Annotated in this window: 27 protein-coding genes; 17 read left to right on the top strand and 10 right to left on the bottom strand. The window is 70.4% G+C overall.

The features are described from left to right. Position 1 precedes the first annotated feature (1 nt). Positions 2 to 838 carry a helix-turn-helix domain-containing protein gene (locus ACZ63E_RS09800; RefSeq protein ID WP_465335644.1) on the bottom strand — a complete coding sequence of 279 codons (837 nt, stop codon included), beginning with the start codon at positions 836 to 838 and terminating at the stop codon, positions 2 to 4. An 83-nt stretch (positions 839 to 921) separates the two neighbouring features. Continuing rightward, a complete protein-coding gene (locus tag ACZ63E_RS09795; protein ID WP_465335643.1) occupies positions 922 to 1,587 on the bottom strand; it encodes a TetR/AcrR family transcriptional regulator in 666 nt (221 codons plus the stop codon). 120 nt (positions 1,588 to 1,707) lie between these two features. Between ACZ63E_RS09795 and ACZ63E_RS09790 the strand changes: the two genes are divergently transcribed. The 3 genes from ACZ63E_RS09790 to ACZ63E_RS09780 all read left to right on the top strand — a co-directional run bounded on the left by ACZ63E_RS09790 (position 1,708) and on the right by ACZ63E_RS09780 (position 4,389). Then, complete coding sequence (locus ACZ63E_RS09790; protein ID WP_465309391.1) at positions 1,708 to 3,207, top strand: MFS transporter; 1,500 nt, start codon at positions 1,708 to 1,710, stop codon at positions 3,205 to 3,207. Between the two features lie 145 nt (positions 3,208 to 3,352). Further along, positions 3,353 to 3,727 carry a sigma-70 family RNA polymerase sigma factor gene (locus ACZ63E_RS09785; RefSeq protein ID WP_465335642.1) on the top strand — a complete coding sequence of 125 codons (375 nt, stop codon included), beginning with the start codon at positions 3,353 to 3,355 and terminating at the stop codon, positions 3,725 to 3,727. Then, positions 3,727 to 4,389 carry a hypothetical protein gene (locus ACZ63E_RS09780; protein ID WP_465335641.1) on the top strand — a complete coding sequence of 221 codons (663 nt, stop codon included), beginning with the start codon at positions 3,727 to 3,729 and terminating at the stop codon, positions 4,387 to 4,389. The genes ACZ63E_RS09785 and ACZ63E_RS09780 overlap by 1 nt, the downstream gene beginning before the upstream one ends. A gap of 25 nt (positions 4,390 to 4,414) precedes the next feature. Here ACZ63E_RS09780 and ACZ63E_RS09775 read toward each other — a convergent pair whose 3' ends face one another. From ACZ63E_RS09775 to corA, 3 genes are all read right to left on the bottom strand, one after another. Then, positions 4,415 to 5,260, bottom strand: coding sequence for a chromosome partitioning protein ParB (locus tag ACZ63E_RS09775; RefSeq protein WP_465335640.1), 846 nt, complete (start codon positions 5,258 to 5,260; stop codon positions 4,415 to 4,417). Further along, a complete protein-coding gene (locus ACZ63E_RS09770; RefSeq protein WP_465335639.1) occupies positions 5,257 to 5,907 on the bottom strand; it encodes a metallophosphoesterase family protein in 651 nt (216 codons plus the stop codon). The genes ACZ63E_RS09775 and ACZ63E_RS09770 overlap by 4 nt, the downstream gene beginning before the upstream one ends. 179 nt (positions 5,908 to 6,086) lie before the next feature. Then, positions 6,087 to 7,175 (bottom strand): magnesium/cobalt transporter CorA, encoded by a 1,089-nt coding sequence (gene corA, locus ACZ63E_RS09765; RefSeq protein WP_465335638.1) that lies wholly within the window; start codon positions 7,173 to 7,175, stop codon positions 6,087 to 6,089. A gap of 312 nt (positions 7,176 to 7,487) precedes the next feature. Here corA and ACZ63E_RS09760 point away from each other — a divergent pair, with 312 nt between their 5' ends. Next, positions 7,488 to 7,991: a MaoC family dehydratase gene (locus ACZ63E_RS09760; protein WP_013223004.1), complete on the top strand. Its 504-nt coding sequence runs from the start codon at positions 7,488 to 7,490 to the stop codon at positions 7,989 to 7,991. A 7-nt stretch (positions 7,992 to 7,998) separates the two neighbouring features. After that, positions 7,999 to 9,093, top strand: coding sequence for a DUF2332 domain-containing protein (locus ACZ63E_RS09755; protein ID WP_465335637.1), 1,095 nt, complete (start codon positions 7,999 to 8,001; stop codon positions 9,091 to 9,093). Between the two features lie 237 nt (positions 9,094 to 9,330). On the opposite strand, the gene ACZ63E_RS09750 is transcribed toward ACZ63E_RS09755, so the two are convergent. Further along, a complete protein-coding gene (locus ACZ63E_RS09750) occupies positions 9,331 to 9,744 on the bottom strand; it encodes an NUDIX hydrolase (RefSeq protein WP_465335636.1) in 414 nt (137 codons plus the stop codon). 194 nt (positions 9,745 to 9,938) lie between these two features. Here ACZ63E_RS09750 and ACZ63E_RS09745 point away from each other — a divergent pair, with 194 nt between their 5' ends. From ACZ63E_RS09745 to ACZ63E_RS09715, 7 genes are all read left to right on the top strand, one after another. Next, positions 9,939 to 10,100 carry a hypothetical protein gene (locus tag ACZ63E_RS09745; protein ID WP_285455759.1) on the top strand — a complete coding sequence of 54 codons (162 nt, stop codon included), beginning with the start codon at positions 9,939 to 9,941 and terminating at the stop codon, positions 10,098 to 10,100. A gap of 23 nt (positions 10,101 to 10,123) precedes the next feature. Then, positions 10,124 to 10,684: a PH domain-containing protein gene (locus tag ACZ63E_RS09740; RefSeq protein ID WP_125307077.1), complete on the top strand. Its 561-nt coding sequence runs from the start codon at positions 10,124 to 10,126 to the stop codon at positions 10,682 to 10,684. Positions 10,685 to 10,731: 47 nt separating this feature from the next. Then, positions 10,732 to 11,595 (top strand): PHP domain-containing protein, encoded by an 864-nt coding sequence (locus ACZ63E_RS09735; RefSeq protein WP_465335635.1) that lies wholly within the window; start codon positions 10,732 to 10,734, stop codon positions 11,593 to 11,595. A gap of 1 nt (position 11,596) precedes the next feature. After that, positions 11,597 to 12,226, top strand: coding sequence for a MarC family protein (locus ACZ63E_RS09730; protein WP_465335634.1), 630 nt, complete (start codon positions 11,597 to 11,599; stop codon positions 12,224 to 12,226). A 125-nt stretch (positions 12,227 to 12,351) separates the two neighbouring features. Continuing rightward, complete coding sequence (locus ACZ63E_RS09725; protein WP_465335633.1) at positions 12,352 to 14,811, top strand: alpha-L-rhamnosidase-related protein; 2,460 nt, start codon at positions 12,352 to 12,354, stop codon at positions 14,809 to 14,811. Positions 14,812 to 14,894: 83 nt separating this feature from the next. After that, positions 14,895 to 15,746 carry a RecB family exonuclease gene (locus tag ACZ63E_RS09720; RefSeq protein WP_465336091.1) on the top strand — a complete coding sequence of 284 codons (852 nt, stop codon included), beginning with the start codon at positions 14,895 to 14,897 and terminating at the stop codon, positions 15,744 to 15,746. A gap of 12 nt (positions 15,747 to 15,758) precedes the next feature. Next, positions 15,759 to 16,184 carry a hypothetical protein gene (locus ACZ63E_RS09715; RefSeq protein ID WP_465335632.1) on the top strand — a complete coding sequence of 142 codons (426 nt, stop codon included), beginning with the start codon at positions 15,759 to 15,761 and terminating at the stop codon, positions 16,182 to 16,184. Positions 16,185 to 16,424: 240 nt separating this feature from the next. On the opposite strand, the gene ACZ63E_RS09710 is transcribed toward ACZ63E_RS09715, so the two are convergent. Beyond that, a complete protein-coding gene (locus ACZ63E_RS09710) occupies positions 16,425 to 17,756 on the bottom strand; it encodes an Rv3212 family protein (RefSeq protein ID WP_465335631.1) in 1,332 nt (443 codons plus the stop codon). Positions 17,757 to 17,781: 25 nt separating this feature from the next. After that, a complete protein-coding gene (locus ACZ63E_RS09705) occupies positions 17,782 to 19,329 on the bottom strand; it encodes a DEAD/DEAH box helicase (RefSeq protein ID WP_465336090.1) in 1,548 nt (515 codons plus the stop codon). Between the two features lie 485 nt (positions 19,330 to 19,814). Here ACZ63E_RS09705 and ACZ63E_RS09700 point away from each other — a divergent pair, with 485 nt between their 5' ends. The 3 genes from ACZ63E_RS09700 to ACZ63E_RS09690 all read left to right on the top strand — a co-directional run bounded on the left by ACZ63E_RS09700 (position 19,815) and on the right by ACZ63E_RS09690 (position 21,438). Beyond that, entirely contained in the window at positions 19,815 to 20,468 is a 654-nt protein-coding gene (locus ACZ63E_RS09700; RefSeq protein WP_465335630.1) for a ferritin-like fold-containing protein, read from the top strand. 119 nt (positions 20,469 to 20,587) lie between these two features. Then, positions 20,588 to 20,818, top strand: coding sequence for a DUF3107 domain-containing protein (locus ACZ63E_RS09695; RefSeq protein ID WP_284747446.1), 231 nt, complete (start codon positions 20,588 to 20,590; stop codon positions 20,816 to 20,818). Positions 20,819 to 20,982: 164 nt separating this feature from the next. Further along, on the top strand, positions 20,983 to 21,438 hold the full coding sequence (locus tag ACZ63E_RS09690; protein WP_465335629.1) for a pyridoxamine 5'-phosphate oxidase family protein: 456 nt from the start codon (positions 20,983 to 20,985) through the stop codon (positions 21,436 to 21,438). A gap of 88 nt (positions 21,439 to 21,526) precedes the next feature. Here ACZ63E_RS09690 and ACZ63E_RS09685 read toward each other — a convergent pair whose 3' ends face one another. After that, positions 21,527 to 21,844, bottom strand: a complete 318-nt coding sequence (locus ACZ63E_RS09685) for a DUF4873 domain-containing protein (protein ID WP_465335628.1) — start codon at positions 21,842 to 21,844, stop codon at positions 21,527 to 21,529. After that, the gene (locus ACZ63E_RS09680; protein ID WP_465335627.1) at positions 21,841 to 22,608 is read right to left on the bottom strand and encodes a TetR/AcrR family transcriptional regulator; all 768 of its coding nucleotides are present in this window, start codon (positions 22,606 to 22,608) and stop codon (positions 21,841 to 21,843) included. The genes ACZ63E_RS09685 and ACZ63E_RS09680 overlap by 4 nt, the downstream gene beginning before the upstream one ends. A gap of 55 nt (positions 22,609 to 22,663) precedes the next feature. Here ACZ63E_RS09680 and ACZ63E_RS09675 point away from each other — a divergent pair, with 55 nt between their 5' ends. After that, positions 22,664 to 23,572, top strand: coding sequence for an AurF N-oxygenase family protein (locus tag ACZ63E_RS09675; protein WP_465335626.1), 909 nt, complete (start codon positions 22,664 to 22,666; stop codon positions 23,570 to 23,572). Beyond that, positions 23,569 to 24,480, top strand: a complete 912-nt coding sequence (locus tag ACZ63E_RS09670) for an alpha/beta fold hydrolase (protein ID WP_465335625.1) — start codon at positions 23,569 to 23,571, stop codon at positions 24,478 to 24,480. The genes ACZ63E_RS09675 and ACZ63E_RS09670 overlap by 4 nt, the downstream gene beginning before the upstream one ends. Positions 24,481 to 24,531: the final 51 nt, after the last annotated feature.

Below are 24,531 nucleotides of genomic sequence, written 5' to 3'. Positions count from 1 at the left end.
CCTAGCTACTAAGCCGGTCCGCGAGCCGCAGGAGAAGATCGCACGATGCCGACTCGCTGAGGGCAAGCTTACCAACTTCCTTGAACCGCCGGGAAAGTTCGGCGATCTGGCCAGGCTTGACCAGCTGCAGGCTTCCGGCGGCGTGATCAACGTACCCGAGGTCGGAGATGGTGTCAGGCGGGAAGCTGAGCAGCGAAAAGGCGCCCCGCAACCCGCGATAGACCCCGATTTCGGCGGGGACCACCTGCACGGTCACGTTGGGCAGCTCGGTCATCTCCATCATGTGCAGCACCTGAGCGGTCAGCACGTGTGCCTCCGCGATCGGCCGGACCAGTGCGGTTTCGTCGACAATCGCGTGCAGCTGGAGCGGATCATCACCTTTCAGCCGCTCGCAACGGCGCATCCGCACGTGCAGCATGTGGTTGCGCTCGCGGGTGCCGAAGTTCGCGTACAGAGCGCGCGCGAAGCTCTCGGTCTGCAGCAGTCCGGGCACGTATGCCAGCTCGAAGTTGCGGACCGAAACCGCCTCCGCCTCGAGCGCCGGATAGCTGTTGACCGACACCCCTTCGATGCGGTTCTGGTTGGGCCGCCGGGCCTCGCGGGCGATGTCGACCAGCTCGACCAGGTCGTCTTCGGGCACCCGGTACAGCTCCGCCATCGCCCGCGCGTGCAGCGGATGAATCGGCCCCTGGCCCTTCTCCATCCGCGACAGCGTGCTCTTCGACAGGTCGAGGTCGCCGCCCGCCTGTTCCAGCGTCAGCCCGGCCTTCTCGCGCCAGGCCTTCAGCTCCCGTCCGAGCTGGAGCCGTCGAATCGCCGGAACGCTGTAGTACGCCACCCGCACCTCCCCGTCGCCATGATCGCGCGGGGTGCAGTGTCCGGGCGGGAGGGCGGCGCCGGGATCCCGCGCCGATCACCCCATCAGGGGCGCCAGCAGGACATCGCTCGGTCGATCTCCTGCTCGTCGAGCGGCGGGCGGGTCAGCTGCGAGGGCTTGCCGGGCTCGGCGCGGAGCCCGTCGAGCAGCATGCCGAGGCTGCGGCGCCACAGGTCCGGGTCGACCGCGCACGTGAACTCGACCACCGAGCCGACCATCATGTGCACGAGCGCCATGTCCGACGGAGCGAAGTCCGCCCGCAGCCCACCGGCGTCCTGCGCCCGCTCGACGAGCTGTGTGATCAACGGCACCATGCGGGCTTTCTCTTCGGCGACGTGCTCGTGGCCGAACTTGTTCGACAGCATGATCTCGCGCAGCCCGCGGTCCGTGGAGTGCAGTTCGGCCGCTTTCCACGTGAAGTCGACGAAGGCTTCCCACGCGTCTTCGGCCTTCAGCGCCGTTTCGGCGAGGTCGCCGATTTCTTCCATCCGCTCGGCGAACATGGCCTCGACCAGGTGTTCCTTGCTGGGGAACCGGCGGTAGACCGTGCCGACGCCGAGGCCGGCGTGGTGGGCGATGTCGTCCAGCGTGGCTTCCAGCCCGCGCTGGCCGAACACTTCGCGGGCCGACGCGAGGATGCGACGGCGGTTGAGTTCAGCGTCACGTCGCAGCGGCCGCGCCGGTGCGGCGGGACCAGCGTCCCGTGCCATGCCGTCCAGTCTAACGCGTCAAGTAGAGGCACCTTCTCCGGTTTGTGTGTACCTTGGGTCGCGTAAGGGGAGATACCTACTCCACATACCGTCTTGATCACTCCCAGTGAGGGGACACCCATGTCCGAATCCACTCTCGCGGTCGCGCCGCCGGGGGACGCGCGCGCCGTCGAGAACCCGCATCACGCCAGGCGCTGGCTGATCCTGGTGATGATCGGCATCGCGCAGCTGATGGTGGTGCTGGACGCGACCGTCGTGAACATCGCGCTGCCCTCGGCCCAGGTCGACCTGGGCTTCTCCAACGACGCGCGGCAGTGGGTCGTCACGGCGTACGCGCTCGCGTTCGGCAGCCTGCTGTTGCTCGGCGGCCGTCTGGCCGACGTCTTCGGCCGCAAGAACGCCCTGCTCGTCGGTCTCGCCGGGTTCGCCGCGGTGTCCGCGCTCGGCGGCGCGGCGAGCAACATCGAAATGCTGCTGATCGCCCGCGCGGCCCAGGGCGTCTTCGGCGCGCTGCTCGCGCCGGCCGCGCTTTCGCTGCTCACCACGACGTTCACCGACCCGAAGGAACGCGGCCGCGCGTTCGGCGTGTTCGGGGCCATCGGCGGTGGCGGCGCGGCGGTCGGGCTCCTGCTCGGCGGCGTGCTGACCGAGTACCTCGACTGGCGCTGGTGCATGTTCGTGAACATCATCTTCGCGGTCGTCGCGTTTGTCGGCGGCTCGATCTTGCTGCGCAACCAGCGTGACGACGGCCCGCGCCCGAAGCTCGACCTGCCGGGCACGATCACGGCGTCGGCCGGCCTGTTCGCGCTGGTCTACGGCTTCGCGAACGCGGAGTCGGACTCGTGGTCGTCGGTCTCGGTGTGGGGCTTCCTCGCGGCCGGTGTGGTGCTGCTGGGCGTGTTCGTCTGGCTGCAGCAGCGCGTCTCGCACCCGCTGCTGCCGCTGCGCGTGCTGCTCGACCGCAACCGCGGCGGCTCGTACCTGGCGATGTTCCTGCTGGCCATCGGCATGTTCGCGATCTTCCTGTTCCTGACGTTCTACGTGCAGCAGAACCTTCGCTTCACCCCCATCGAGAGCGGTGTCGGCTTCCTGCCGATGGTCGCGACGCTGATGCTGGCCGCGACGACGGCGACAGCCGTGCTGCTGCCGCGCTTCGGCCCGCGTCCGCTGGTCCCGACCGGCATGGCGATCGCGGCGGTCGGCCTGTTCTGGCTGAGCGGCATCGGCCTGGACAGCACGTACGCGTCCGGCGTGCTCGGCCCGCTGCTGGTGATGGGCTTCGGCATCGGGCTGGCGATGGCGCCGGCGATGAGCGTCGCGACGTTCGGCGTCGAGGCGCACGACGCCGGTGTCGCGTCGGCGGCGGTCAACACGATGCAGCAGGTCGGCGGCTCGATCGGCACGGCGCTGCTGTCGACGCTGGCCGGCAACGCGGCGACGTCGTACCTCGCGGGCAAGGTCCCGACGCCGCAGCTGGCGGCCGAGGCGGCGATCGAGAGCTACACGACGGCGTTCACCTGGGCGGCCGTGATCTTCGCGGCGGGCGCGCTGATCAGCGGCCTGCTGCTGCAGTCCGGCGTCCCGAAGGGCGAAGCCGCTCCCGGCGCCGTGCACATGTGAGTCTCGCTTGAACCTTCCCGGCCCTCCGCGCACTAGTAACACTGAAAGGTGCGAAGGAGGGCCGGGTGGGGGCGTCGAGAGACCTCGATTTCAGCGACTACTTCGCCGCGCGCGTGCAGCGCTTCCGGCGGACCTGGTCCAGGGCATGTTCGTGCAGCTGTACCGGCACTGGCGGCGGGTCCGCCCGGCCACGGTCGACGGGTACGCCCGCCGCATCCTGCTGAACCTCTTCCTGGCCGGCCGTCGTGGGCCGGTCCGCGAGTACGTGACTTCGTCCCCGCCTGACCAGGAGTCACCACCGGACCGCGACACCCCCGTGCGCCTCGACGTCGAGCGCGCGTTGGCCGAGCTGACCCCGCGCCAGCGCGCGATGGTCGTGCTGCGGTTCCTCGAAGACCTCTCGGTGGCGGAGGTCGCTTCGCTGCTCGGCGTCGCCGAGGGCACGGTCAAGTCCCAGACGGTCCGCGGTGTCGAAGCCCTGCGCGCGGTCCTGCCCGCGCCGACGGCCGAGGAGTGGTGATGGAAGACGTCCGGTCCGCATTGACGGCTTACGTGACCGAAGGAGAGCCGCCCCTCGGCCTTTCGGCGGCCGAGGTCCTGGCATCGGCCCGCCGTTCGCGGCGGCAGCACCTGCTCACCGGGGCGGTGGCGATCATCGTGGCGGTGCTCGCGCTGGGGCTGGCGGTGGTGGTGCTCCCGCACCGCGCCGAAGTCGCGAACCGCCCGTGCCCCACGGCCACGGACACGCGCTCTGCTCTGGTCGATCGGCTGAGCTGCCTGATCGGCAACGCCGTCCGGTCGATGCTCGACCCGGACGCGCGGATCACGCGGCTGACGATCCCGGGGGAGACGCCGCCGGAGGACCCGTTCCACCTCGTCGCCGACGCGGCGGGCGACGCACCCCGGGACGCGTTGTTCCACATGGGAGTGCGGGTGACCGACTCCCGCGGGACCGGATCGGTGTACGTCATGATCGTGCCGGGTGGCGTCGGGACCCCGCCGTGCGGCGAACCGGGGGAGATCACCTGCCGCACGGAGCCGACACCCCAGGGCGTCCTGTGGTTGTCGTCGCTGACCGCGGCAGCGCCCGGAGCCGACGCTGACGCTGGAGCAGGTGCGGCAGCTGGCGTTGACCCCGGAGCTGTCTTTCTAAGGTCTGCCGCAGCTTGTCGTGAGTGGTAATTCGGGTTAGAACCCTAATTACCACTCACGACATCGTGCCGCGGGAACGCAACGCCTCGATGACCTCGTCGTCCCACCGATGCGTCCTGATCAGCCGGTACCGCTCCGCCGCCACCCACATGTACGCCTCGGCCTCCGTGCGGTCGCCGATCATGCCCGCCTGGCTGAGCATCGACACCACCGGCACGAACTCCTCGTCGAACCAGCGCTGCGCGATGCTCGTCCGGTCGCAGAACTTGCCCTCGTCCTGCATCAGCCGGAAGCCCCACGCCTCCACGTGCTCGCCCAGCTTCGCGTAGTCCCACGGGTCCGACACGATCACCGACGCCCGCGCGTGGCCGGTCAGCGGGACGCGCTCCAGGAACAGCCGCCGGTAGTCCTTGACGATCAGGTCGCCGCGGTGGCGGATGCCGCTCGGGTCCAGTTTGGTCCGGACCACCGTCACCGCTGCCTCTATTGTGGACAGTCCCTGCGCGTGCGCGACCGAAACCCGGTGGTGGCCGTCGATGATGAAGTGCAGCTCGCCGACGCGGTAGACCTCGATCGGCGGGATCTCCTCACCACGCCGGGACGCCAGCGCCAGCCGCTCCCAGCGTTCGCGGACGCGGGCGGACGTCGGGCGGAAGCGGCGGTCGAAGTCGCGGCTGCGGTCGACCGTGCCGACGATCGAGTCCAGCTTGATCACCCGCAGCCCGATCCGGCTCTCGCCGAGGTAGCCCAGCGCCTCCACGACCTCGTGGAACGGCAGCATGATGTTGACGTCGTCGGGTTCGCGGCGCAGCCACGTCGAAAGCCGCGAGAGCACCTGGCCCCGGCGCGCGCGGAGGAAGTCGTTTTCCGCGTCGGCGCGGGGGAAGCCCGTCTCTTTCATGAGAACTCCATGATCCGGTGGCCCACCACGTTGCGGACGCGGGTTTCGCCGACGACGCGGTCTGGCACCCGCTCGCCGTGGGGGTGGATGTGCCCGTGCAGCAGCCACTTCGGCCGCAGCACCTCGATCGTCCGGTGCAGGCACGCGAACCCGCGGTGCGGCGGGTCCGCCCGGTCGCCGAGGTCCAGCGGCGGCGAATGCGTCAGCAGGATGTCGACGTCCCGGCCGTCACGACGGCGACGCCGGCGAGCGCGCCGCACCAGCCCGCGAGCCCGCCGCGCCTGCTGGCGCTGCGTCCACTGGTTCGGCCCGTCGTTGTAGCGGATCGAGCCGCCGAGACCGGCGAACCGGATCCCGGCGACGTCGACGACCCGGCCGTCGGCGTTGATGCCGCCGGCCGGGCCCGGCCAGACCGTCGGGAAACCGTCCTTCATGGACAGCCCGCCGTAGCGCGTGTAGCCGCTCAGGTCCGGGTCGTGGTTCCCGGGCACGAACACGCACGGCGCGTCGAGCGCGCTGGCCAGGAACGCGAGGTAGTCGTAGGGGAGGTCGCCGGCGCCGATGACGAGGTCGACGGCGCAGGAGCGGACCGCGTCGGTCCACAACCGCTCGTCCACCTCGTCGGCGACCACCAGCGCTTTCGGCATACGCCCAGGGTACGACGCCGCGGCGTCACTTCATTCCGTGCGCGAACCCCGGGTCGGCGACGATGACAAAAGTGATGACGACGATCCACAGCACGCTGAGCGCGAGCGCCCAGAACTTCAGGTTGGACAGCATCCGGGACATGGCGAATTCTCCGAATCCGGTGGGAAAGAAAGGGGACCTAGAGCCAGCCGTTCTTCCGGAATATTCGGTACAGCAACAGGCAGATGCCGAGGATGACGGTGATCACCAGCGGGTACCCGAACTTCCAGTGCAGCTCGGGCAGGTAGTCGAAGTTCATCCCGTAGATGCCCGCGATCATCGTCGGCACGGTGATGATCGCCGCCCACGACGTGATCTTGCGCATGTCGGTGTTCTGCTGCAGCGAGATCTTCGCGACGGTCGCGTCGACCAGGGTGGACAGCAGCTCGTCGAACGCCGCCACCCGTTCGGACACGGTCGTGAGGTGGTCTGCGACGTCGCGGAAGTACGAGCGGACCTCGTCCGGCACCAGCCGCGTGTAGCCCTCGGCCAGGCGCTGGACCGGCGTTGCGAGCGGCATCACCGCGCGGCGCAGCTCGAGGACCTCCCGCTTCATCAGGTAGATCTGCTCGGCGCTGATCTGCGACCGGGGCGCGAAGACCTGCGCCTCCATCACGTCGATGTCGTTCTCGATCCGGCCCGTGACGTCGAGGTAGTGGTCGACGACATGGTCGGCGATCGCGTGCACGACCGCGGACGGCCCGAGCTTCAGCCGCTCCGGGTCTTCGTCGAGCTCACGGCGCAGCCGCGCCAGCCCCGAGTGGTTCCCGTGCCGCACCGTGATGACGAAGTCGCGGCCGAGGAACACCATGAGTTCGCCCGTTTCGACGATCTCGTTCGCCGTTGTGGGTGACTCGTGTTCGACGTACCGGACGGTTTTCACCACGAGGAACAGCGTGTCGTCGTAGCGCTCCAGCTTCGGCCGCTGGTGCGCTTCGAGCGCGTCCTCGACCGCCAGCTCGTGCAGCCCGAAGGTCTCCGCGATGCCCTGGATCTGCTCGGAGTCCGGCTCGTGCAGCCCGATCCAGACGAACCCCTCGTGCCGCTTCCGGACCTCTTTGATCGCCTCGGTGTGCGTCCAGCGGCCGGGCAGGCGCTCACCGCCGACGTACACCGCGCAGTCGACGACGTACGCGGACAGCGGCACCGGCACAGGGCGCACGGGCACAGCTTTGGCGCGGCTGCCGCCGCGGCCGCGAAGGCCGCCGAGCGACGGAATGGCAGGCATGGGACCTCCTGGGCGTCGTGCGTGGTCGTGCGAGACGACTGACCAGGGGCGGAAGAGTCCGCCCGGCGACACCAGCGTTCCCGGGGAGGGCGCCTACCAGGAGATGAGCCGGCCGGCCGGTGTGGTGGGAACGCTGGGAGTACTAGGGAGCGGACTATCGCCACTACTCATCGGGGTTCCTCACCTCCTTCGGGCCGGTCCAGAGTGGTGGGGCTCGCGTTGACGCGCGAACACCGATGGTTGAGGGTACTCCTCACTACGGATGCGTGTCGTACCAGGCTCACGCGGTGTTACGCGGACAGGAGATGACGAGTGCAGTTCGGGCGGTACTACGAGGAGTTCGAGGTCGGTGCGGTCTACAAGCACTGGCCGGGCAAAACGGTCACCGAGTACGACGACCACCTGTTCTGCCTGATCACCATGAACCACCACCCGCTGCACCTGGACGCGCACTACGCGGAGGAAACGACCGACTTCGGCAAGAACGTCGTGGTCGGGAACTACGTCTACTCGCTGCTGCTCGGGATGTCCGTGCCCGACGTCTCCGGCAAGGCCATCGCGAACCTCGAGGTCGAGTCGCTCAAGCACGTCAAGCCGACCTTCCACGGCGACACCATCTACGGCGAGACCGAGGTGCTGGACAAGACGCCGTCGAAGTCGAAGGACGACCGCGGGGTCGTGTACGTCGAGACCCGCGGGTACAAGCAGGACGGGCTGATCGTGTGCACCTTCCGGCGGAAGGTGATGGTGCCCAAGCGCTCGTACGGGGAAACTCGGGGCGGGGAGCAGCCGGGCCGGCCGGTGCCGCACGAATGAGGCTCTGATGGACTTGGACCGCATCAAGGGCGTACTGCGCAAGTTCGCGGAAGTCGAGGCGCGCGGGGTTTCGCCCCTCTACGAGCACCTGGCGTTGCAGGCGGCCGACGACGACGACGTCGCCGGGCTGCTGGCGTCGGCCCGCGACGGCGAGGTGCGCGCGACCCTGCTGATGGCGACGGCGCACCGGCTCGTGCAGGCCGACCCGATCCACCCGCTGTCCCGGTACTACCCGTCGCTGGGCGGCTTCGACGGCGTCGACTCCGAGACGTGGCCGCTGTTCCGCTCGTTCCTGCTGGAGCGGGCGGAGAAGGCCCGCGCGTTGATCGCCGAGCGGTACACGCAGACGAACGAGGTCAGGCGGGCAGCGCTGCTGTACCCGGGCGTGGCCCGGGCGGCTCGCGAAGCGGGCGGGAAGGTCTCGCTGCTGGAGGTCGGCTGCAGCGCGGGGTTGCTCCTGGGCCTGGACCGCTTCGGCTACCGCTACCAGTGCGACGGCGGCGAGCAGCTGACGGCGGGCCCGGCGAAGTCCGCGGTCGGCCTCCACTGCGCGCTCGACCTGGCGCCCGGCGCGGTGGCGCCGAAGCTGCCGAAGAAGCTCGCGGTGCTCGACCGGGCGGGGCTGGACCGAGCCCCGGTGGACCTGACGGACGAGGACGAGCTGGCCTGGCTGGAGGCGTGCGTCTGGGCCGACCAGCCGGACCGCATCCGCCTCCTGCGTACCGCCGCGGCGGAACAGGCGAAGCACCGCCCGACGCTGATCACCGGCGACGCGGTCGACGATCTGGCATCGGCGGCTGGGACGTTGGAGGGGCCGCTGGTGGTGCTGACCAGCCATGTTCTGGCGTATCTGCCGGCTGGGCGGCGGGAGGCTTTTGCGGGGGAGCTGGCTTCGCTGGCGGCGTCGCGGCCGGTTTGGTGGGTTTCGGAGGAGTTCTACGGAGCTGGGTTGGAAGTCGTGCTGCCCGGGCGGGCGGATCTGGCCGGGGCGGACGGGTTGGCGACTTTGGGTGTTGTGCGGTGGGAGGGTGGGAAGGCTGAGGCTCATGCTTTGGCTCGGACTGCCCCGCACGGGCAGCGCATGACCTGGCTGCCACTCTGACCTGGGCTTCGGCCCGCGTGCCGGAGTTGCGACACCCGTGCCTGAAGGGTCAGCACGCGTGCCTGAAGGGTCAGCACGCGTGTCTGGAGGGTCGACACCCGTGACTGGAGGGTCGACACGCGTGACTGGAAGGTCGACACGAGCTTGGGAGGTGTGTCGACCCCCTCAATCACGCGAGTTGACCCCTGAATCACGCGTGTCGACCCTTCAAACACGCGACCGTGCCCGCAACACCGCTCAAGCCCTCGGCAAGACTCCCCACTCACGCAGCGTCACATACAGGAGATCCACCAGCTCCCCGCCCTCCTCCAGAGCCGAAAGGTCCGCCGAATCAGACCAACGGGCCTCCGAAGCGTCGTCACCCGCAGTGAGAATCCCTCCCGTCACCGAACAGGCGTAGTCGAAAATCTCGAACGGCCCGCGGGTCACCTTCCCGACCAATGTGCCCGGAATCACGTCTAGTCCCGTTTCCTCCCGAAGCTCCCGGATCACGGCCGTTTCGTCGGATTCGCCCGGTTCGACACGTCCGCCGGGCAGGGACCACAGGCCCGAACCGGGGTCGTTGGCGCGGCGGATGAGCAGCAATCGGCCGTTCCGGTCGAAGGCGATGCCGCCTACGCAGCGGATAGTGGCTGTCCGGGGTGCTTCCATGTCCCCAACGGTAGACGTGACCGAACTGAAAACGGATGTCCTGTACACGGAGAGTAGCCGTACGGTACACTTCGGACCGCGTGCTGACCCAAGCGCGGGACTTCCCTCCCCCGTGCCCGCCCAGTGCGGTACAACGTAAAAAGTCAGGATTTGCTCTTGTCCGGTGTCACCGTAAGAGACGGGATTTGATCGCGGTGAACGTGAAGAAGATTGCGGGCCTCGCCGGTATCGCGTTGGTGCTGTTCTTCGTCATTGCGCAGCCGGGGCAGGCCGCTGGCCTCGTCGGCAACATCATCGACTTCCTGCGCAGCTCGGCCGAATCGGTGATCACCTTCGTCAGTAACGTCTTCAGCTGACCGATCGGGGCTAACCTGGACCCATGTTCGCGCCACGCGACCCCGACGAGTACCTCCTCGACACCGAGCGGCGGGTCATCCGGATCCGCCGCCACTGGGCGGTGCTGCTCTGGGACACCTTCGAGGCGGCCGCACTCCTGGCCATCTGCGTCCTGGTGTCCTACCTGCTGCCACCGGCGCTGTACATCGGCCAGAACATCCTCTGGTACGTCGCGCTGCTGGTGGTCCTGCGGTTCGCGTACGTGGTCATGGAGTGGTGGGTCGAGCGGCTGGTGGTCACCGACAAGCGGTTCGTCATGACCACCGGCGTCTTCACGACCAAGGTGCTGATGATGCCGATCAGCAAGGTCACCGACCTCAGCTACGTGCGCACCGCCACCGGCCGCATGATGGGCTACGGGACGATGGTCGTCGAGTCGGCCGGTCAGATCCAGGCGCTGAACAAGATCGACTTCCTGCCACGGCCGGAAGAGTTCTACGACACGATCTCCGAGCTGGTCTTCGGCGACAAGCAGAAGCAGGCCGAGCGCTTCTCGATGATCAAGGCCCAGCGCGCCGCCCGCGGCAAGAAGCCCGTCGGCTGAGAGTCCCGCCGCGGGTGTGACGCAGCGCATCGTCGACAATGGACCCGATGCGCATCGACCTGCACGCCCACTCCACCGCTTCCGACGGCACCGACACGCCGGCCGGTCTCGTCGCCGCGGCCGCTGACGCCGGGCTCGACGTCGTCGCGATCACCGACCACGACACCACCGCGGGCTGGGCCCCGGCCACCGCGGCCATCCCGCCGGGCCTGACGCTGGTCCCCGGCGCCGAGCTCTCCACGGTGTCGACCGACCCCGGCACCGGCCGCCAGATCAGCGTCCACCTGCTGGCCTACCTCTTCGACCCGACGTCCGAGGCCGTGGTCACCGAGCAGACCCGGCTGCGGGTCGAGCGCCGGACGCGGCTGCGCCGGATGGCCGAGCGGATGGCCGCCGACGGCCTCCCGATCGACGCCGACGAGATCTTCGGCCTGCTCCCCGAGGACTCGCCGCCCGGGCGCCCACACCTCGCGCAGGCGCTGGTCCGGGCCGGGCTGGTCAAGAGCGTCGACGAGGCCTTCGCCGACTACCTGAGCCCGCGCCGCGGGTACTACGTCGCCCGGCGCGACACGCCCGTCGAAGAGGCCATCGACATGATCGGCGCCGCCGGCGGCGTCACGGTCATCGCGCACCCCTTCGCCTTCAGCCGCGGCGCCACGATCAGCGAAGACACCCTCGCCGGCCTGGCCGCGCGCGGGCTCACCGGGGTCGAGGCCGACCACCCGAACCACGACCCGGCGACGCGCGCCCGCACGCGGGAGCTCGCCGGTGAGCTCGGCCTGCTGGTCACCGGTTCGAGTGACTACCACGGCACGAACAAGACCATCGCGCTCGGCGAATGCACCACCGACCCCGGGCAGCTGGAAGAGCTGGTGGCGCGCGCGACCGGGTTCCAGGTCGTGAAGGGCTGAAATGGCGATCGCCGACTTCTTCGACGCCAAGCTCTTCATGAGCGCGACGATCACCCTGGTCGTCATCATGGACCCGCCCGGCACCGTGCCGGTGTTCCTCAGCCTCGTCGGCCGCAAGCCGGTCGCGACGCGCGCCCGCGCCGCCCGGCAGGCCGTGCTCGTGTCACTGCTCGTGATCAGCCTGTTCGCGGTCGCGGGCCAGGCGATCCTGGCCTACCTCGGCATCGGCATCCCCGCGCTGCAGGGCGCCGGCGGGCTGCTGCTCCTGCTGATCGCGCTGCAGTTGCTCACCGGCAGCGGGCACGAGCCCGAGGCGGCCGCGGAGGACGTCAACGTCGCCCTCGTGCCGCTCGGCACCCCGCTGCTGGCCGGGCCCGGCGCGATCGCCGCGACCATCGTGTTCGTCCGGCAGGCCGACGGCCACGTCGGCGCGTACATCGCGCTGGCCCTGGCGATCGTGATGACGCACTTCGTCATCTACATCTGCATGCGCTACTCCGGCGTGGTCATCCGGCTGATCAAGGAAAGCGGCATCACGCTGCTGGCCAAGGTGGCCGGCCTGCTGCTCGCGGCCATCGCCGTGGAGCTCGTCGCGAACTCCGTGCGCGGCTTCATCGCCGGCGGCAGCTGACCCCGCCACTCGGGTTGTCCTGCCGGACAGGATCCGCCCGGCGCGTTGACATCGTTGGCACGTCTCCCGCAGCCTGAATCCCAACTCAGCGGTTGAAACGATTCAAGCGCCTTGCGGAGGCCTCGATGAAGTGGCTCAGGGTTTTCCTGCCGGTGGCGGTCCTGGTGGCGAGCGGTGTCGTCGCGACACCCGCCGACGCGGCGCCCGGCTGGCAGAAGTACGTCGTCGCGCCGTCGAGCCGGAACGTCCGGCCGGTGCGCGTGCTGTCCACCACCGGTGACGTCACCAACCCGAACGGCCTGCTCGGCCGCGGTGTCACGACGTTCAAGCGGCAGGCGCCGCCGCCGAAGCCGGCCTGGCCCGGCGGGACGACGGCGGCCGCGTCGTCGTTCCACGCGCCGAACAACGGCGGGAACGGCCAGCCGCGGACGTACGAGCCCGGCAACGCCGTCGACGGCAACACCGACACCTTCTGGAACGACGACACGATCGGCGCCTACCCGGACGTCCTGACGATCACCGCGGCCGCGCCGGTCGCGCTTCCCGGCGTCACGGTTCTGTCCAGTGTGGACGGTGTGCCGCAGGACTTCACGGTCGACGTGCTCGACGGCGGCGCCTGGCGGACCGCGGCCACGGTGACCGGCAACACCGCGGTGCAGCGCGCGGTGGCGTTCGACCGCGCGGTGACCACCGCGCAGGTCCGGATCACCGTGACGAAGGACCAGGCGACGCCGTCGGGCGAGTTCAGCCGGGTCACCGAGGTCTGGCCGGGCCTGGTCGCCGACCCGCCGGCGCCGGTCGCGGTGCTCGACTTCGGCAAGGTCGTCGCCGGATACCCGAAGATCTCCTTCGCGGGCGCGTCGGCGAACCACCCCGGCGTCCGCGTGTCGACCTCGGAAACCCAGCAGTACCTGGGCGAACGCTCCGACTTCAGCCGCTCGGACTTCTCCGGCGGGCCCGGCAGCGACCAGATCGCCGTGCCCACGACGCCGACCGTCTGGCGCGACACGAAGGGCTGCGCCGCCGGCACCCAGGTGTGCGCGGACGGCCTGCGCGGCTTCCGCTACCTGCGGATCAGCCTCGACGCGCTCGCGTCGGACGCGCCGCTCACGCAGCCGTCCGGTGAGGTGCGGATCAACGGCGTCTCGCTCGACTTCACGCCGTTCCTCGGCACGCCGGACACCTACCGCGGCTGGTTCGAGTCGTCGGACGAGCAGCTCAACCAGTACTGGTACGCCGCTTCGTACACCAACGAGCTGGGCATGGACACCTTCCGCGAGTCCGATGTGGACCCGCGCGGCGCGTTTTCGCCGTCGCTGGACGGGAAGCTGGTGCTGCACGACGGCGCGAAGCGCGACCGCGACCCGTACGTCGGCGACGTCGCCGTGTCCGGGCTGACCCAGTACCTGACGCACCAGGACGGCACGGCGGCGAAGAACGTCCTGGCCGACCTGGCCGACCACCAGCGCGCCGACGGCTGGATCCCGCCCGCGTCGATCAACGACTACACACTGCCGCTGTTCGACTATCCGCTCTGGTGGGTGACTTCCAGCTGGGACTACGTCCTCTACACGGGCGACACCGCGTACGCGTCTTCGTACTACTCGAACCTCGTGAAGACGCTCGACGCGTGGTACCCGTCCGTCACCGATTCGCGCGGGTTGCTCTCGAAGGGGCTTAACGGCACAGGCGGCTACGGCGACTACGCGTTCCTGCCGCGTACGGGCGAAGTGACGTACTACAACGCGTTGTACGTCCGCGCGCTTCAAGGCGCAGCAGGCCTGGCGCGCGCGACGGGACACGCCGCCGACGCTGACCGGTGGCTTTCGCGGGCTTCCGGCGTCGCGGCGGCGGTGAACCAGTACCTGTGGGACCCGGCGGCGGGGGCGTACCTCGACTCGGGGACCGGCGCGGTGCGCCACGGCCAGGACGGCAACAGCCAGGCGATCCTGGCCGGCATCGCGTCGCCGGCGCAGGCGTCGTCCTCGCTGGCGCGGCTGGCGGCCGGGGCGCTGCCGTACGGGAACCCGTTCATGGACAACGACACTCTGGTTTCCGACGGCACGAAGCGCGTGTACGCGTTCACGTCGTTCCCGGAGCTGCAGGCGCGGTTCCGGACCGGGCAGACGGCGTCGGCGATCGACCAGATCAAGCGGATGTACGGCTGGATGGCCACGCACGACCCGGGCACCACGGCGTGGGAAGGCATCGGTGACGGCGGCTCGCACTACGAGCAGGGGTACACGTCGGCCGCGCACGGCTGGTCGACGGGCGTGGTGCCGGCGCTGACGAACGAGCTGCTGGGCGTCTCGCCGACGTCGCCCGGCTTCGCGACGTGGCAGGTTGCGCCGAAGCCGGGCTCGGTCGCTTGGGCGCGCGGAGCGGTGCCGACGCCGAAGGGCGCGTTGTCCGCTTCGTGGTCTCAGCTCGGGCCGGTGTTCTCGCTGACCGTTACGGCGCCGCGCGGGACGTCCGGCTCGCTGGTGGTGCCGGCCGCGCGGGTCGTGCTGCTGGACGGCCGTGCGGTGCGGGGCGGCACGTTGTCCGTCGGCGGCGGGACGCACACGGTGCTGGTGGTGCGGTAGCAGGCATTTTCCGCGCGGGGTGGCCCGCCCCGCGCGGAAAGTGTCGGTGGTGGTGCGTAGCGTGGGGAATCGTGAAGGAGCAGATGGGCTTCGATTTCGGCGTCGCGCAACCGGTGCGGCTCACGAAGGTGTCCCCGGCGCGGCTGGCGACCTTCGACGACTGCCCGCGCCGGTACCGGCTGTCGTACCTGACGAGGCCGACACCGCAGCGCACCGGGCCGTGGGCGCACAGCACGCTCGGCGCGGTGGTGCACAACGCGCTGCGGGCGTTGTTCGACCTGCCGGTGCTCAAGCGGGTGCCGCAGCGGGCCGTGGCGCTGGTGGCGGAGTTCTGGAAGGACGCGGGCTTCGAGGACGCCGAGCAGGCGGCGCGGTACCGCGCGCGGGCCAAGGGGTGGGTGGCCGAGTACGTCGAGGACAACGACGTCACCCACGACCCGGCCGGGCTCGAGCGGTGGGTGTCGGCGCCGGTGAACTCGAAGCCGGGGGAGCGGCCGTCGATGATCATCGAGGGCCGTGCGGACCGCATCGACTCGCGCGAGGGGGAGCTGGTGATCGTCGACTACAAGACGGGCCGCCGTCCCCCGGACGAGTACGAAGCGCGGGCGTCGCAGGCACTGGCGCTGTACGCGGTGGCGGCGGCGCGGACGCTGCGGATGCCGTGCAAGACGGTCGAGCTGCACCACCTCCCGAGCGGCACGATCGCGGCGGCGGAGCACACACCGGAAAGCCTCGCGCGGCACCTGCAGCGCGCGGAGGAGACCGCCGCGGACCTCAGGCTGGCCACGGATACCCTGGACGCGGGCGGCGACGGCGACGTGCTGTTCCCACCCCGCCCGGACCGCCGTTGCGCCTGGTGCGACTTCAGGCCGAGCTGCGCGGTGGGCCAGGAAACGGCCCCGCAGGCGCAGCCGTGGGACCTGCTCGCGCCCTGAACAGGAGGGTAAGTGGCCTCACCGGACACCGACGAACTGGCAACCGTGCCGGTCCCGTTGCCAGCGAGCGCGCCTGATGCCGAGACGGTGCCGGTTTCGGCGGCGTCGGAGGCTGTCGAACCTGTCGCGGCCGTCGAACCTGTCGCGCCCGTCGCTCCGGCGAAGGAGCGTGGACGCTGGTGGCGCGGCTTCACGGGCTCGCTGGCGGCGGGTCTCGCGGTCCTGGCGGTGGGCGTGCTGGCGGTGGGGGCGATCAGCCTGTACACGGGCGCCCCGGGGCCGGGGGCGGCGATGCTGATCGGTCACCTGGTCGCGGCGGTGCTGGCTCTGCTGGCGCAGCGGGTCGCGGACCGGCGGAATGGGGTGACGGCGGTGGGAGCGGGAGCCGCGGTTGTGCTGTTGACGGTGTCGGCGCTGACTCTGTTCTGGCTCACCTGACCGCTCGGGTTGCCGGGTTTCGCGTGATCCGGGCCGGAACTGGCGTGATTGGGCCCGGAACTCGCGTGCGTGGGGCCGGAATTCGCGACCTCGGGCCGGCCCACGCGTGATTGGACCCGGAACTCGCGTGCGTGAGCCCGGAACTCGCGTGATTGGGCGGGCATCACTCGTGATCCGGCGGGCTTCTCGCGTGATCAGCGGGGCATCAGCCGTGACTGGAAGGGCATCACGGGCCGGGACCTACTTCAGGGCCGTCAGGGTTGTGCCGCGCTCTTCCAGCAGAACCGGACCAGCCGCGCCCAGCCGGACCGCGCCTGCGTACCCGCGCCGGTCCACCCCTACCGTGCGGATCGTCGAACCGTCGTTCTCGTTCAGCACCGCCAGGCCGCCCTTGATCGGGACCACCAGCTGCGACGCGAAGATGATCCCCGGCCCCATGGCGCTGCTCAGCGTCCAGCGCGGCGACAGGTCGTCGCGGGACAGGGCCATCGTCTTCGAGCCGCTGAACCAGTACACGTTCGCCGGCGTCTGGGTGGTCGCTTCGACGCCGCCGGGTGGGTCTGCCGCCAGGTCGGCCGCGGGCACGTCCAGCGGGTACGCCGCGCGCTGGGAACCGTCGCCGTTGTAGACCACCATCAGCTTCTGGTCCGGCAACACCACCGCCGTCAGCTCGCCGGACATCGCGATCACCCGGGCGCGCTTGCCCGCCAGCACACTGCTGAACGACACCTGCGGCTCGTCGTCCTTCTCGGGCGCCGCCTTGTAGACCGTCAGGCGGTCGGCCGGGTCGCCCGGGCAGCGCTCGATCACACCGACCTTGCCCGACGCCGCCGCCACCGTGCCGTACGTGCAGCCCGAGCGGGGCTGCTTGCCCGCGTTGACCAGCGCCGGGACCTGGCCGTACTCGGCGCTCTTCACCAGGTCGTCGCGCCAGGTGTCGAGGAGCTTCTTGCCCGTCGCCGTCACGTGGGAGCCGTCGCTGACCAGCTGTGTGCCCAGCTCGGCGTTGCCGTTGCGCTGGGCCGTGATCCGGCCCGTGCCCGGGTCGAGCTGCGTGACCTCGCTGCAGTTGAGGCTCTTGTGGTATACGGCGTTCAGCCGCCCCCACGTCTCGTTCACCGTGCACAACGGCAGGTCACGCGTGTAGTGCCAGCGGATCTGCCCGGACAGCGGGTCGCGCGCGGCGACCTCGCCGCCGTCCGCGGTGGCCACCGAGTCGCCGGCCACCAGCGGCACCGGGGTCGACGCGCTCGCGGCGCTCCACAGCTCGGCCAGCGAACCGGGCACCTTGTCCGGCGCCGCGGGCAACGGCGGCGGCGGGTCCGCCTCGGTCCGGTCGGTGGCCGCGCTGTCGCTCGTCATGCCGACGACCAGCGCGACCGCCACCACGACCACCGCGATCACCGCGGCGAGCACCCGGTCCCGCCCGCGGTTCCACGGCGACCGGCGCGCCTTGACCCGCGGCGCGGGCGGGGTGACTTCGACGTCGTCGAGGACGTCTTCGGAGCCGTATCCGGGGGCCTCGGAAGCCGGCGCCGGTTCCTCTTCAGGCGTCTTCTCGACGTCGCTCACGTGCCCGGACCCCCGCCGCTCAGGTTCAGTCTGCCGACGCAGGTGTATCAGACGTCGCGGCGGGGCGGCGACGGCGGCGGCGCCGAGCCGGACGCTCGGCGTTCTCGCCGGCCTCCTTCTCGACCGCCGGACCGGTCGTCTCCGGCGCCGTGCCGCGGGTGCGGCGACGCGTCCGGGTGCGGCCCTCCGACGACGCGGGAGCGTCCCCGTCCGAAGCGGCGGCAGCCTTGTCGGCGGCCTCGACGGCCTCGGCCGCGCGCGAACCACCGCGGGTGCGCTTGCGCGGCGCCCGGGAGCGCTTGCGCGGCGTCTCCTCCGAAGCAGCCGAGGAGGAGTCGCCGCGGCCACGGCCACGCGGCCCGCGGCGCTTGCCGCCCAGGTCCTCTTCCTCCTCGGCGGCCAGGCCGGCCCGCGTGCGGTTGGCCAGCGGAAGCCGGCCGGTGGTGCCCGCCGGGATGCCCAGGTCCTCGTACAGGTGCTTCGACGACGAGTACGTCTCCACCGGCTCGGGCTTGTCGAGGCCCAGGGTGTCGGAGATCAGCTTCCAGCGCGGCTCTTCGTCCCAGTCGACCAGCGTGACGGCGACGCCGGTCCGGCCTGCGCGGCCGGTGCGGCCGATGCGGTGGACGTAGGTCTTCTCGTCGTCCGGGCACTGGTAGTTGATCACGTGCGTGACGTCGTCGATGTCGATGCCGCGGGCGGCGACGTCGGTCGCGACCAGCACGTCGACCTTGCCCGAGCGGAACGCGCGCAGCGCCTGCTCGCGGGCGCCCTGGCCCAGGTCACCGTGGACGGCCGCGGCGGCGAAGCCGCGCTCGACCAGGTCGTCGGCCACCTTCTGCGCGGTGCGCTTGGTGCGGCTGAAGATCATCGTGAGGCCGCGGCCCTCGGCCTGCAGCACGCGGGCGATGACCTCGGGCTTGTCCATCGAGTGCGCCCGGTAGACGAACTGGGTGGTGCGCTCGTGCACCGCGCCGGCGTCGTTCTCCTCGGCGCGGATGTGCGTCGGCTGACGCAGGAACGTGCGGGCCAGCGTGATGATCGGGCCGGGCATGGTGGCCGAGAACAGCATGGTCTGCCGCTCGTCCGGCACCATCCGCAGGATGCGCTCGATGTCGGGCAGGAAGCCCAGGTCGAGCATCTCGTCGGCCTCGTCCAGCACGAGGCCGCGGACCTTGCCCAGCACCAGGTGCTGCTGCTCGGCCAGGTCGAGCAGCCGGCCCGGGGTGCCGATCACGACGTCGACGCCCTTGCGGAGCGCCTCGATCTGCGGCTCGTACGGGCGGCCGCCGTAGATGGCCAGGGTGCGGATGCCGAGGTGCTTGCCGGCGCCCTTGAGGTCGTTCGCGACCTGGATGCACAGCTCGCGGGTCGGCACCACGACCAGCACCTGCGGGGTGCCGTCGCCGGGGACCTGCACGCGGTGCAGCAGTGGGACGCCGAAGCCCAGCGTCTTGCCCATGCCGGTGCGGGCCTGGCCGATGAGGTCGTCGCCGGCCATCGCCAGCGGGAGGGTGAGCGCCTGGATCGCGAAGGTGCGTTCGATGCCGGCCTCGCCGAGGGCCTTGACGATCTCCGGCTTGACGCCGAAGGACGCGAAGGTCGGGGCCTCCGGCTCGACCTCGACGCCCGCCTGGAGCGGGTGCGACGTGTCGAGCGCGGCCGGGCCGGTCTCGCTGTGTTCCAGCGCGACGGCGGGGGTCTGTTCGGTTGTGGGGATTTCTGCGGTCAGGGTGATCGCCTCTCTCGTGACCAGCGCGCACAACCCTGGGTCCCGTTTCGACACTCGACCGGGAGAAACCCTGGTCCCTGGCGCTGATCTGAAGCGCGGAACCGGTCCGTCCCGGGAATGCCGGAAGAGGCGTGCACGCACATTGCAGTACGTCGGCCGGCCTCGTGGCCCGCCTGTTTCCCGACGCCGGTATGGCGTACGGAAGCTTCGATATCGAATGCCAGTGTACCTGGTCAGCAGTTTTTCAACAGTACCCGGCGCGCCGGAGCCAGTGGGATCGGTCTCGTCCCGACACGCCCGGGTGCTTCGGCGATACCCTGGCCGCCGTGAGCGAGCCGAAAGAGATCAGCGAAGGCGTCGTCGACCTTCTGGGTGTGATCGCCTATCTCGAACTGTCCGCCTTCGACCGGCTGGCGGAGGACGCGCGCAGTGCCCCCACGCTGGCCGGACGCGCCGCGCTGGCGACGATGGCGGCCGCCGAGATCGGGCACTACGGCCTGCTGTCGGACCACCTGGCCGGCAACGGCGTCAAGATCGAAGACGCGATGGCGCCGTTCGTGAAGCACATCGACGACTGGCACGCTTCCACCCCGCCGAAGTCGTGGCTGGAGTCGCTGGTCAAGGCCTACGTCGGCGACGGGCTCGCCGCCGACCTCTACCGGGAGATCGCCAGCTGGCTGGACCCCGAGACCAAGGACCTGGTGCTCACCGTGCTGGCCGACACCGGACACTCCGCCTTCGCCGAGCGCGAGGTGGCGGCCGGGATCGAAGCCGACCCCAAGACCCGCGACAAGCTCGCGCTGTGGGGGCGCCGCCTGCTCGGCGAGGCCCTCACGCAGGCCCAGTACGTCGTCGCCGAGCGCGACGGCCTGGCCGAGCTCATCATCAGCGGGTCGGGCGACCTCTCCGGAATTGCGGCGCTGTTCCGGCGGTTGCAACAGGGGCACACGAAGCGCATGCAGGCGCTCGGCCTGGGCTGATCCCGATGGAGTTCCGAGACACGACGAAGTGGCCGGGCGCGGACATGCGGCACCGCAACGACCCGGTTCGGTTAGCCTTGCCGGGCACATCCCTTTCGAATTTCCAGCGGAGGTCCCACGTGGAGGTCAAGATCGGCATCAAGGACACCCCGCGCGAGCTGGTGGTGTCCAGTGGCCAGTCTCCCGACGAGGTGGAGAAGCTGGTCGCCGAGGCCCTGACGGCCGGTGACGGGCTCTTCCGCATCAGCGACGAGAAGGGGCGCAAGTACATCGTCCCCTCCGACCGCATCGCCTACGTCGAGATCGCGCCGTCCGACGTGCGCAAGGTCGGCTTCGGCGTCGGCGACTGACAGCCTCTGAGCCCGCGAAGGCCACTCCAGGACGTCCTGGGGTGGCCTTCGCGCTTTCACCGGATCGGTGCGTTTTCCTTGGAGTGTCGCGAAGCCGCCGCCTAACTTCGGCTGGCGATCCGGTGCCACGGGGCGCCGGAGGAGACCTTCCGGGAGCAGCAAGCATGACCACTGTCGAGCCGTTGGCCGGCGCCGTGGCGGACCTCGTGCGGGACACCCTGTGCGCGCACAAGTCGATGTTCCTCGCGACCTCGGGCAGCGACGGCCCCTGGGTGGGCGGGGTCTACTTCGCCGAGACAGGGCCGTTCACGCTCAACCTGGTCCTCGAAGACCGGGGGCGCACGCTGGCCGCGGTCCGGGAGAACCCGGTCGTGTCGGTGGTCGTCTCGACGGGCTCGCCGATGCAGCCGTTCCTGCAGGCCCAGGCCCTCGCCGAGGTCGTCCCGGCCGAGGACGACGCGCTGGTCCGCGAGCTGCTGGTGGCGAAGGTGCCGGAGGCGGCGCCGTTCCTCGAGGCGCCGGTCACGGCGGTCCGCCTGAGCATCCGCAAGTGGCGCGCGACGGACATCCCGAACGGCTGGCTGCCCGGCCGCGAGCTGCCCGGCCCGCGGCAGCCCTGAACCCGGCCGGGTCGGCCACCGCGCGGGTTGGCCGAACCGGTTCCGAAGTCCGTGAAGGCCCCCTCGGCCGAGGGGGCCTTCACGGCGTTCAGGCGTTGAGCTCTTCCAGTGTCGTCGGCACGGTGAACGGCGGGGTGCTGGTCCCCATGATCCGGTACCGGCCCCACGGGTCCGGGTCCGACAGCTCCCCGGTCGCCGAATACGCGCCGGCCTGGATGGACACCGGCTTCTTCTTTCCGCCCGCCAGCTTCGTCAGCTCTTCGTTCACGGCCACCCGGCCGTACCAGCGGTAGAACCCGTCGATCGGCTGGAAGTAGCCGCGCAGCTCGACCGTCGTCGTCAGCGAGACGCCGTCGACCACCAGGGTCGCTTCGCCGCTGTAGCCGTCTTCGTCGTGGTCGCTCATGACGTCTCCTCCAAAGGCTCGGCGCGGCCCAGCTGGACCACCTTGTTGGCTTCCAGGGGCTGGTTCGGGTCGATGACCACGCCGTTCTGGCGGGTCAGGCCGTCGATCGCCGCCCAGATGATCTGCGTCAGGTACTCCACCACCGCGTCGCGGCTCATCGAACGGCGGTCGAGCCACCACTCGCCGGTGTTCTGGACCATTCCGACGATCCCGTGCGCCCACGGCTCGGCCGCGCCGGAGTCCATGTTGAACATCCGCATGTAGTCGCCGAGGAGCGCCGTCAGGGCCGACGCGATCAGCTCCTTGTCCTCGGCCACGACGTCGGACGACACCGGCTTCTCCGGGCGGCCGTGCGCGAGCAGCCGGTACAGGTTCGGGTGCTCCTCGATCACCGTGAAGAACGCGTCGAGGGCCATCCGGATCCGCGGCACCGGCGCGAGCTCGGCGTTGATCGCCGGGATCAGGCGCTCGAAGAGGATCTCCGTGCCGCGCTGGCCGAGGGCCACATACAGATCGGCCTTGTCGTCGAAGTGCCGGTACAGCACGGGTTTCGTGACGCCGGCCTCCGCGGCGACGTCCTCCATGCCGAGGTCGGGGCCGTGCGTGTCGAGCGCCCGCAGCGCGGCTTCGACGAACTCCTTGCGCCGCGCGATCCGGTGCTTGCGCCAGCGGTCGCGCCGGGCGTCGCCGGTCGCCTCCCCGTCGCGCGACGAGGGCTTGGACGGCTTGCCGGAGCGCTTGACACGTTCGATCACGGGGCTCATGCTACGCACAGGTAACTGTTACCTCAAGTTACACATTGCGGAAGGGGTGTCGGCGATGACGCGGACGCTGAAGGAACCGGATCGCGAGAAGACGGCGGAGCGCCTGCTGAAGTCGTCGGCGAACAAGTTCTACGACCCCGATGTCGACATCGACTGGGCGGCGCCGCTCGTCGAAGGCAAACGCTTCATCCTGGACGAACGCTCCTCGCTGTACGGCACCGAGCTCTGGGACAAGCTGACCCCGGAGCAGCGCATCGAGCTGGGCAAGCACGAGGTCGCGAGTGTCGCGACGACCGGGCTGTGGTTCGAGATCCTCCTGATGCAGATGCTGCTCAAGGAGGTCTACGAGCAGGACCCGACGTCCGCGCACGCCCAGTTCGCGCTCACCGAGATCGCCGACGAATGCCGCCACTCGACGATGTTCGCGCGGATGGCGTCGCGGATCGGCTGCCCCGCCTACGGCCCGGTGCCGTGGCTGCGGCGTCTCGCGAAGCTGATGCCGACGATCTCCTACGGCCCGGCGCGCTACGGCGCGATCCTGGTCGCCGAGGAGGTCCTCGACCGGCTGCAGCGCGAGCAGATGAACGACGACGGCGTCCAGCCGCTGGTCCGGATGGTCAACCGGATCCACGTGCTCGAAGAAGCCCGGCACGTCACCTTCGCCCGCGAAGAGGTCACGCGCGGGATGGCGAAGCTGTCGAAGGCCGAAATCGCCTACCAGCAGTTCATCATCGCGGTCATCTCGTACTTCGTGACGCGCGCGTTCATCAACCCGAACGTCTACAAGGCGGTCGGCATCCGGCCGCGCGACGGCGTCGAGGCGGCGCTGAACAACCCGCACTGGCAGGGCACGATCGCCTGGGCCGGGGAGAAGATCATGCCGTTCCTGCAGGAGTCCGGCCTGGTCGGACTGCCCGGGAAGTACTTCTGGCGCAAGTCCTTCCTGCTCCCGGCGGGCCGATGACCACCGCGGCGCGGCTGCGCGACCCGTCGCTCGGGCACCGGTTCGTCGCGAGTGACGGCGCCGCGCTGCACGTCGAGCAGTCCGGGCCGGCCGACTCGGCGGTGACGCTCGTGCTCGTGCACGGCTGGACGCAGGACCACCGGACGTGGGACTTCGTGCTGCCGCACCTCGACCCCTGCGTGCGCGTGCTGCGGTACGACCTGCGCGGCCACGGCGGCTCGGCGCACGCGCGGCCCGGGTCGGCGTCGATCTCGCGGCTCGCGGACGACCTGGCCGAGCTGATCGCCGACCGCGTCCCGAACGGCCCGCTCGTGCTCGCCGGGCATTCGATGGGTGGCATGACGCTCATGGTGCTCGCCGAGCGGCACCCGCAGCTCGTCCGGGAGCGGCTCGCGGGCGCGGCGTTCGTGGCGACGTCGTCCGGGGACATGGACAAGCTCACGCTCGGGTTCCCGGGGCTGGTCGGGCGGGGCGTGACGCGGTTCGAGCCGCGGGTGGCCCGCCTGCTCGCACGGCTGCGGTCGGACACGCTGCGGCTGCGGCCGGGGATGGTCCGCTCGGGCGCGCGGCGGCTGGTGTTCGGCGCGCGGCCGGGGCGGGCGCAGGTGGACAGCGTCGTCGAGCAGCTGCTGACCGCGCACCCGGCGAGCGCGGGGCTGTTCCTGGACGCGATCGCGGCCCACCGCGGCGTCGGCGGCCTGGGCGCGCTGTGCGACGTGCCGTCGGTGGTGCTGGCGGGGGAGCGGGACCGGCTCTGCCCGCTGGCGCACGCGAAGGTGATCGCGGACGAGCTGCCGCACGCGGAGTTCGTCCGTTACCCCGGGGCCGGGCACATGCTCCCGCAGGAGCGCCCGTCCGAGGTCGCCCGTCGCATCTCGGCGCTGGTCCGGACCGCCACCGCAAAATGACACCGACTGCCAAAAGCGTCGCTTTCACGTGAAAGCGACCACCTGGGGGCG

Source organism: Amycolatopsis sp. NPDC104819 (assembly GCF_055583145.1).
This window is presented reverse-complemented; position numbering and strand designations above follow the sequence as displayed.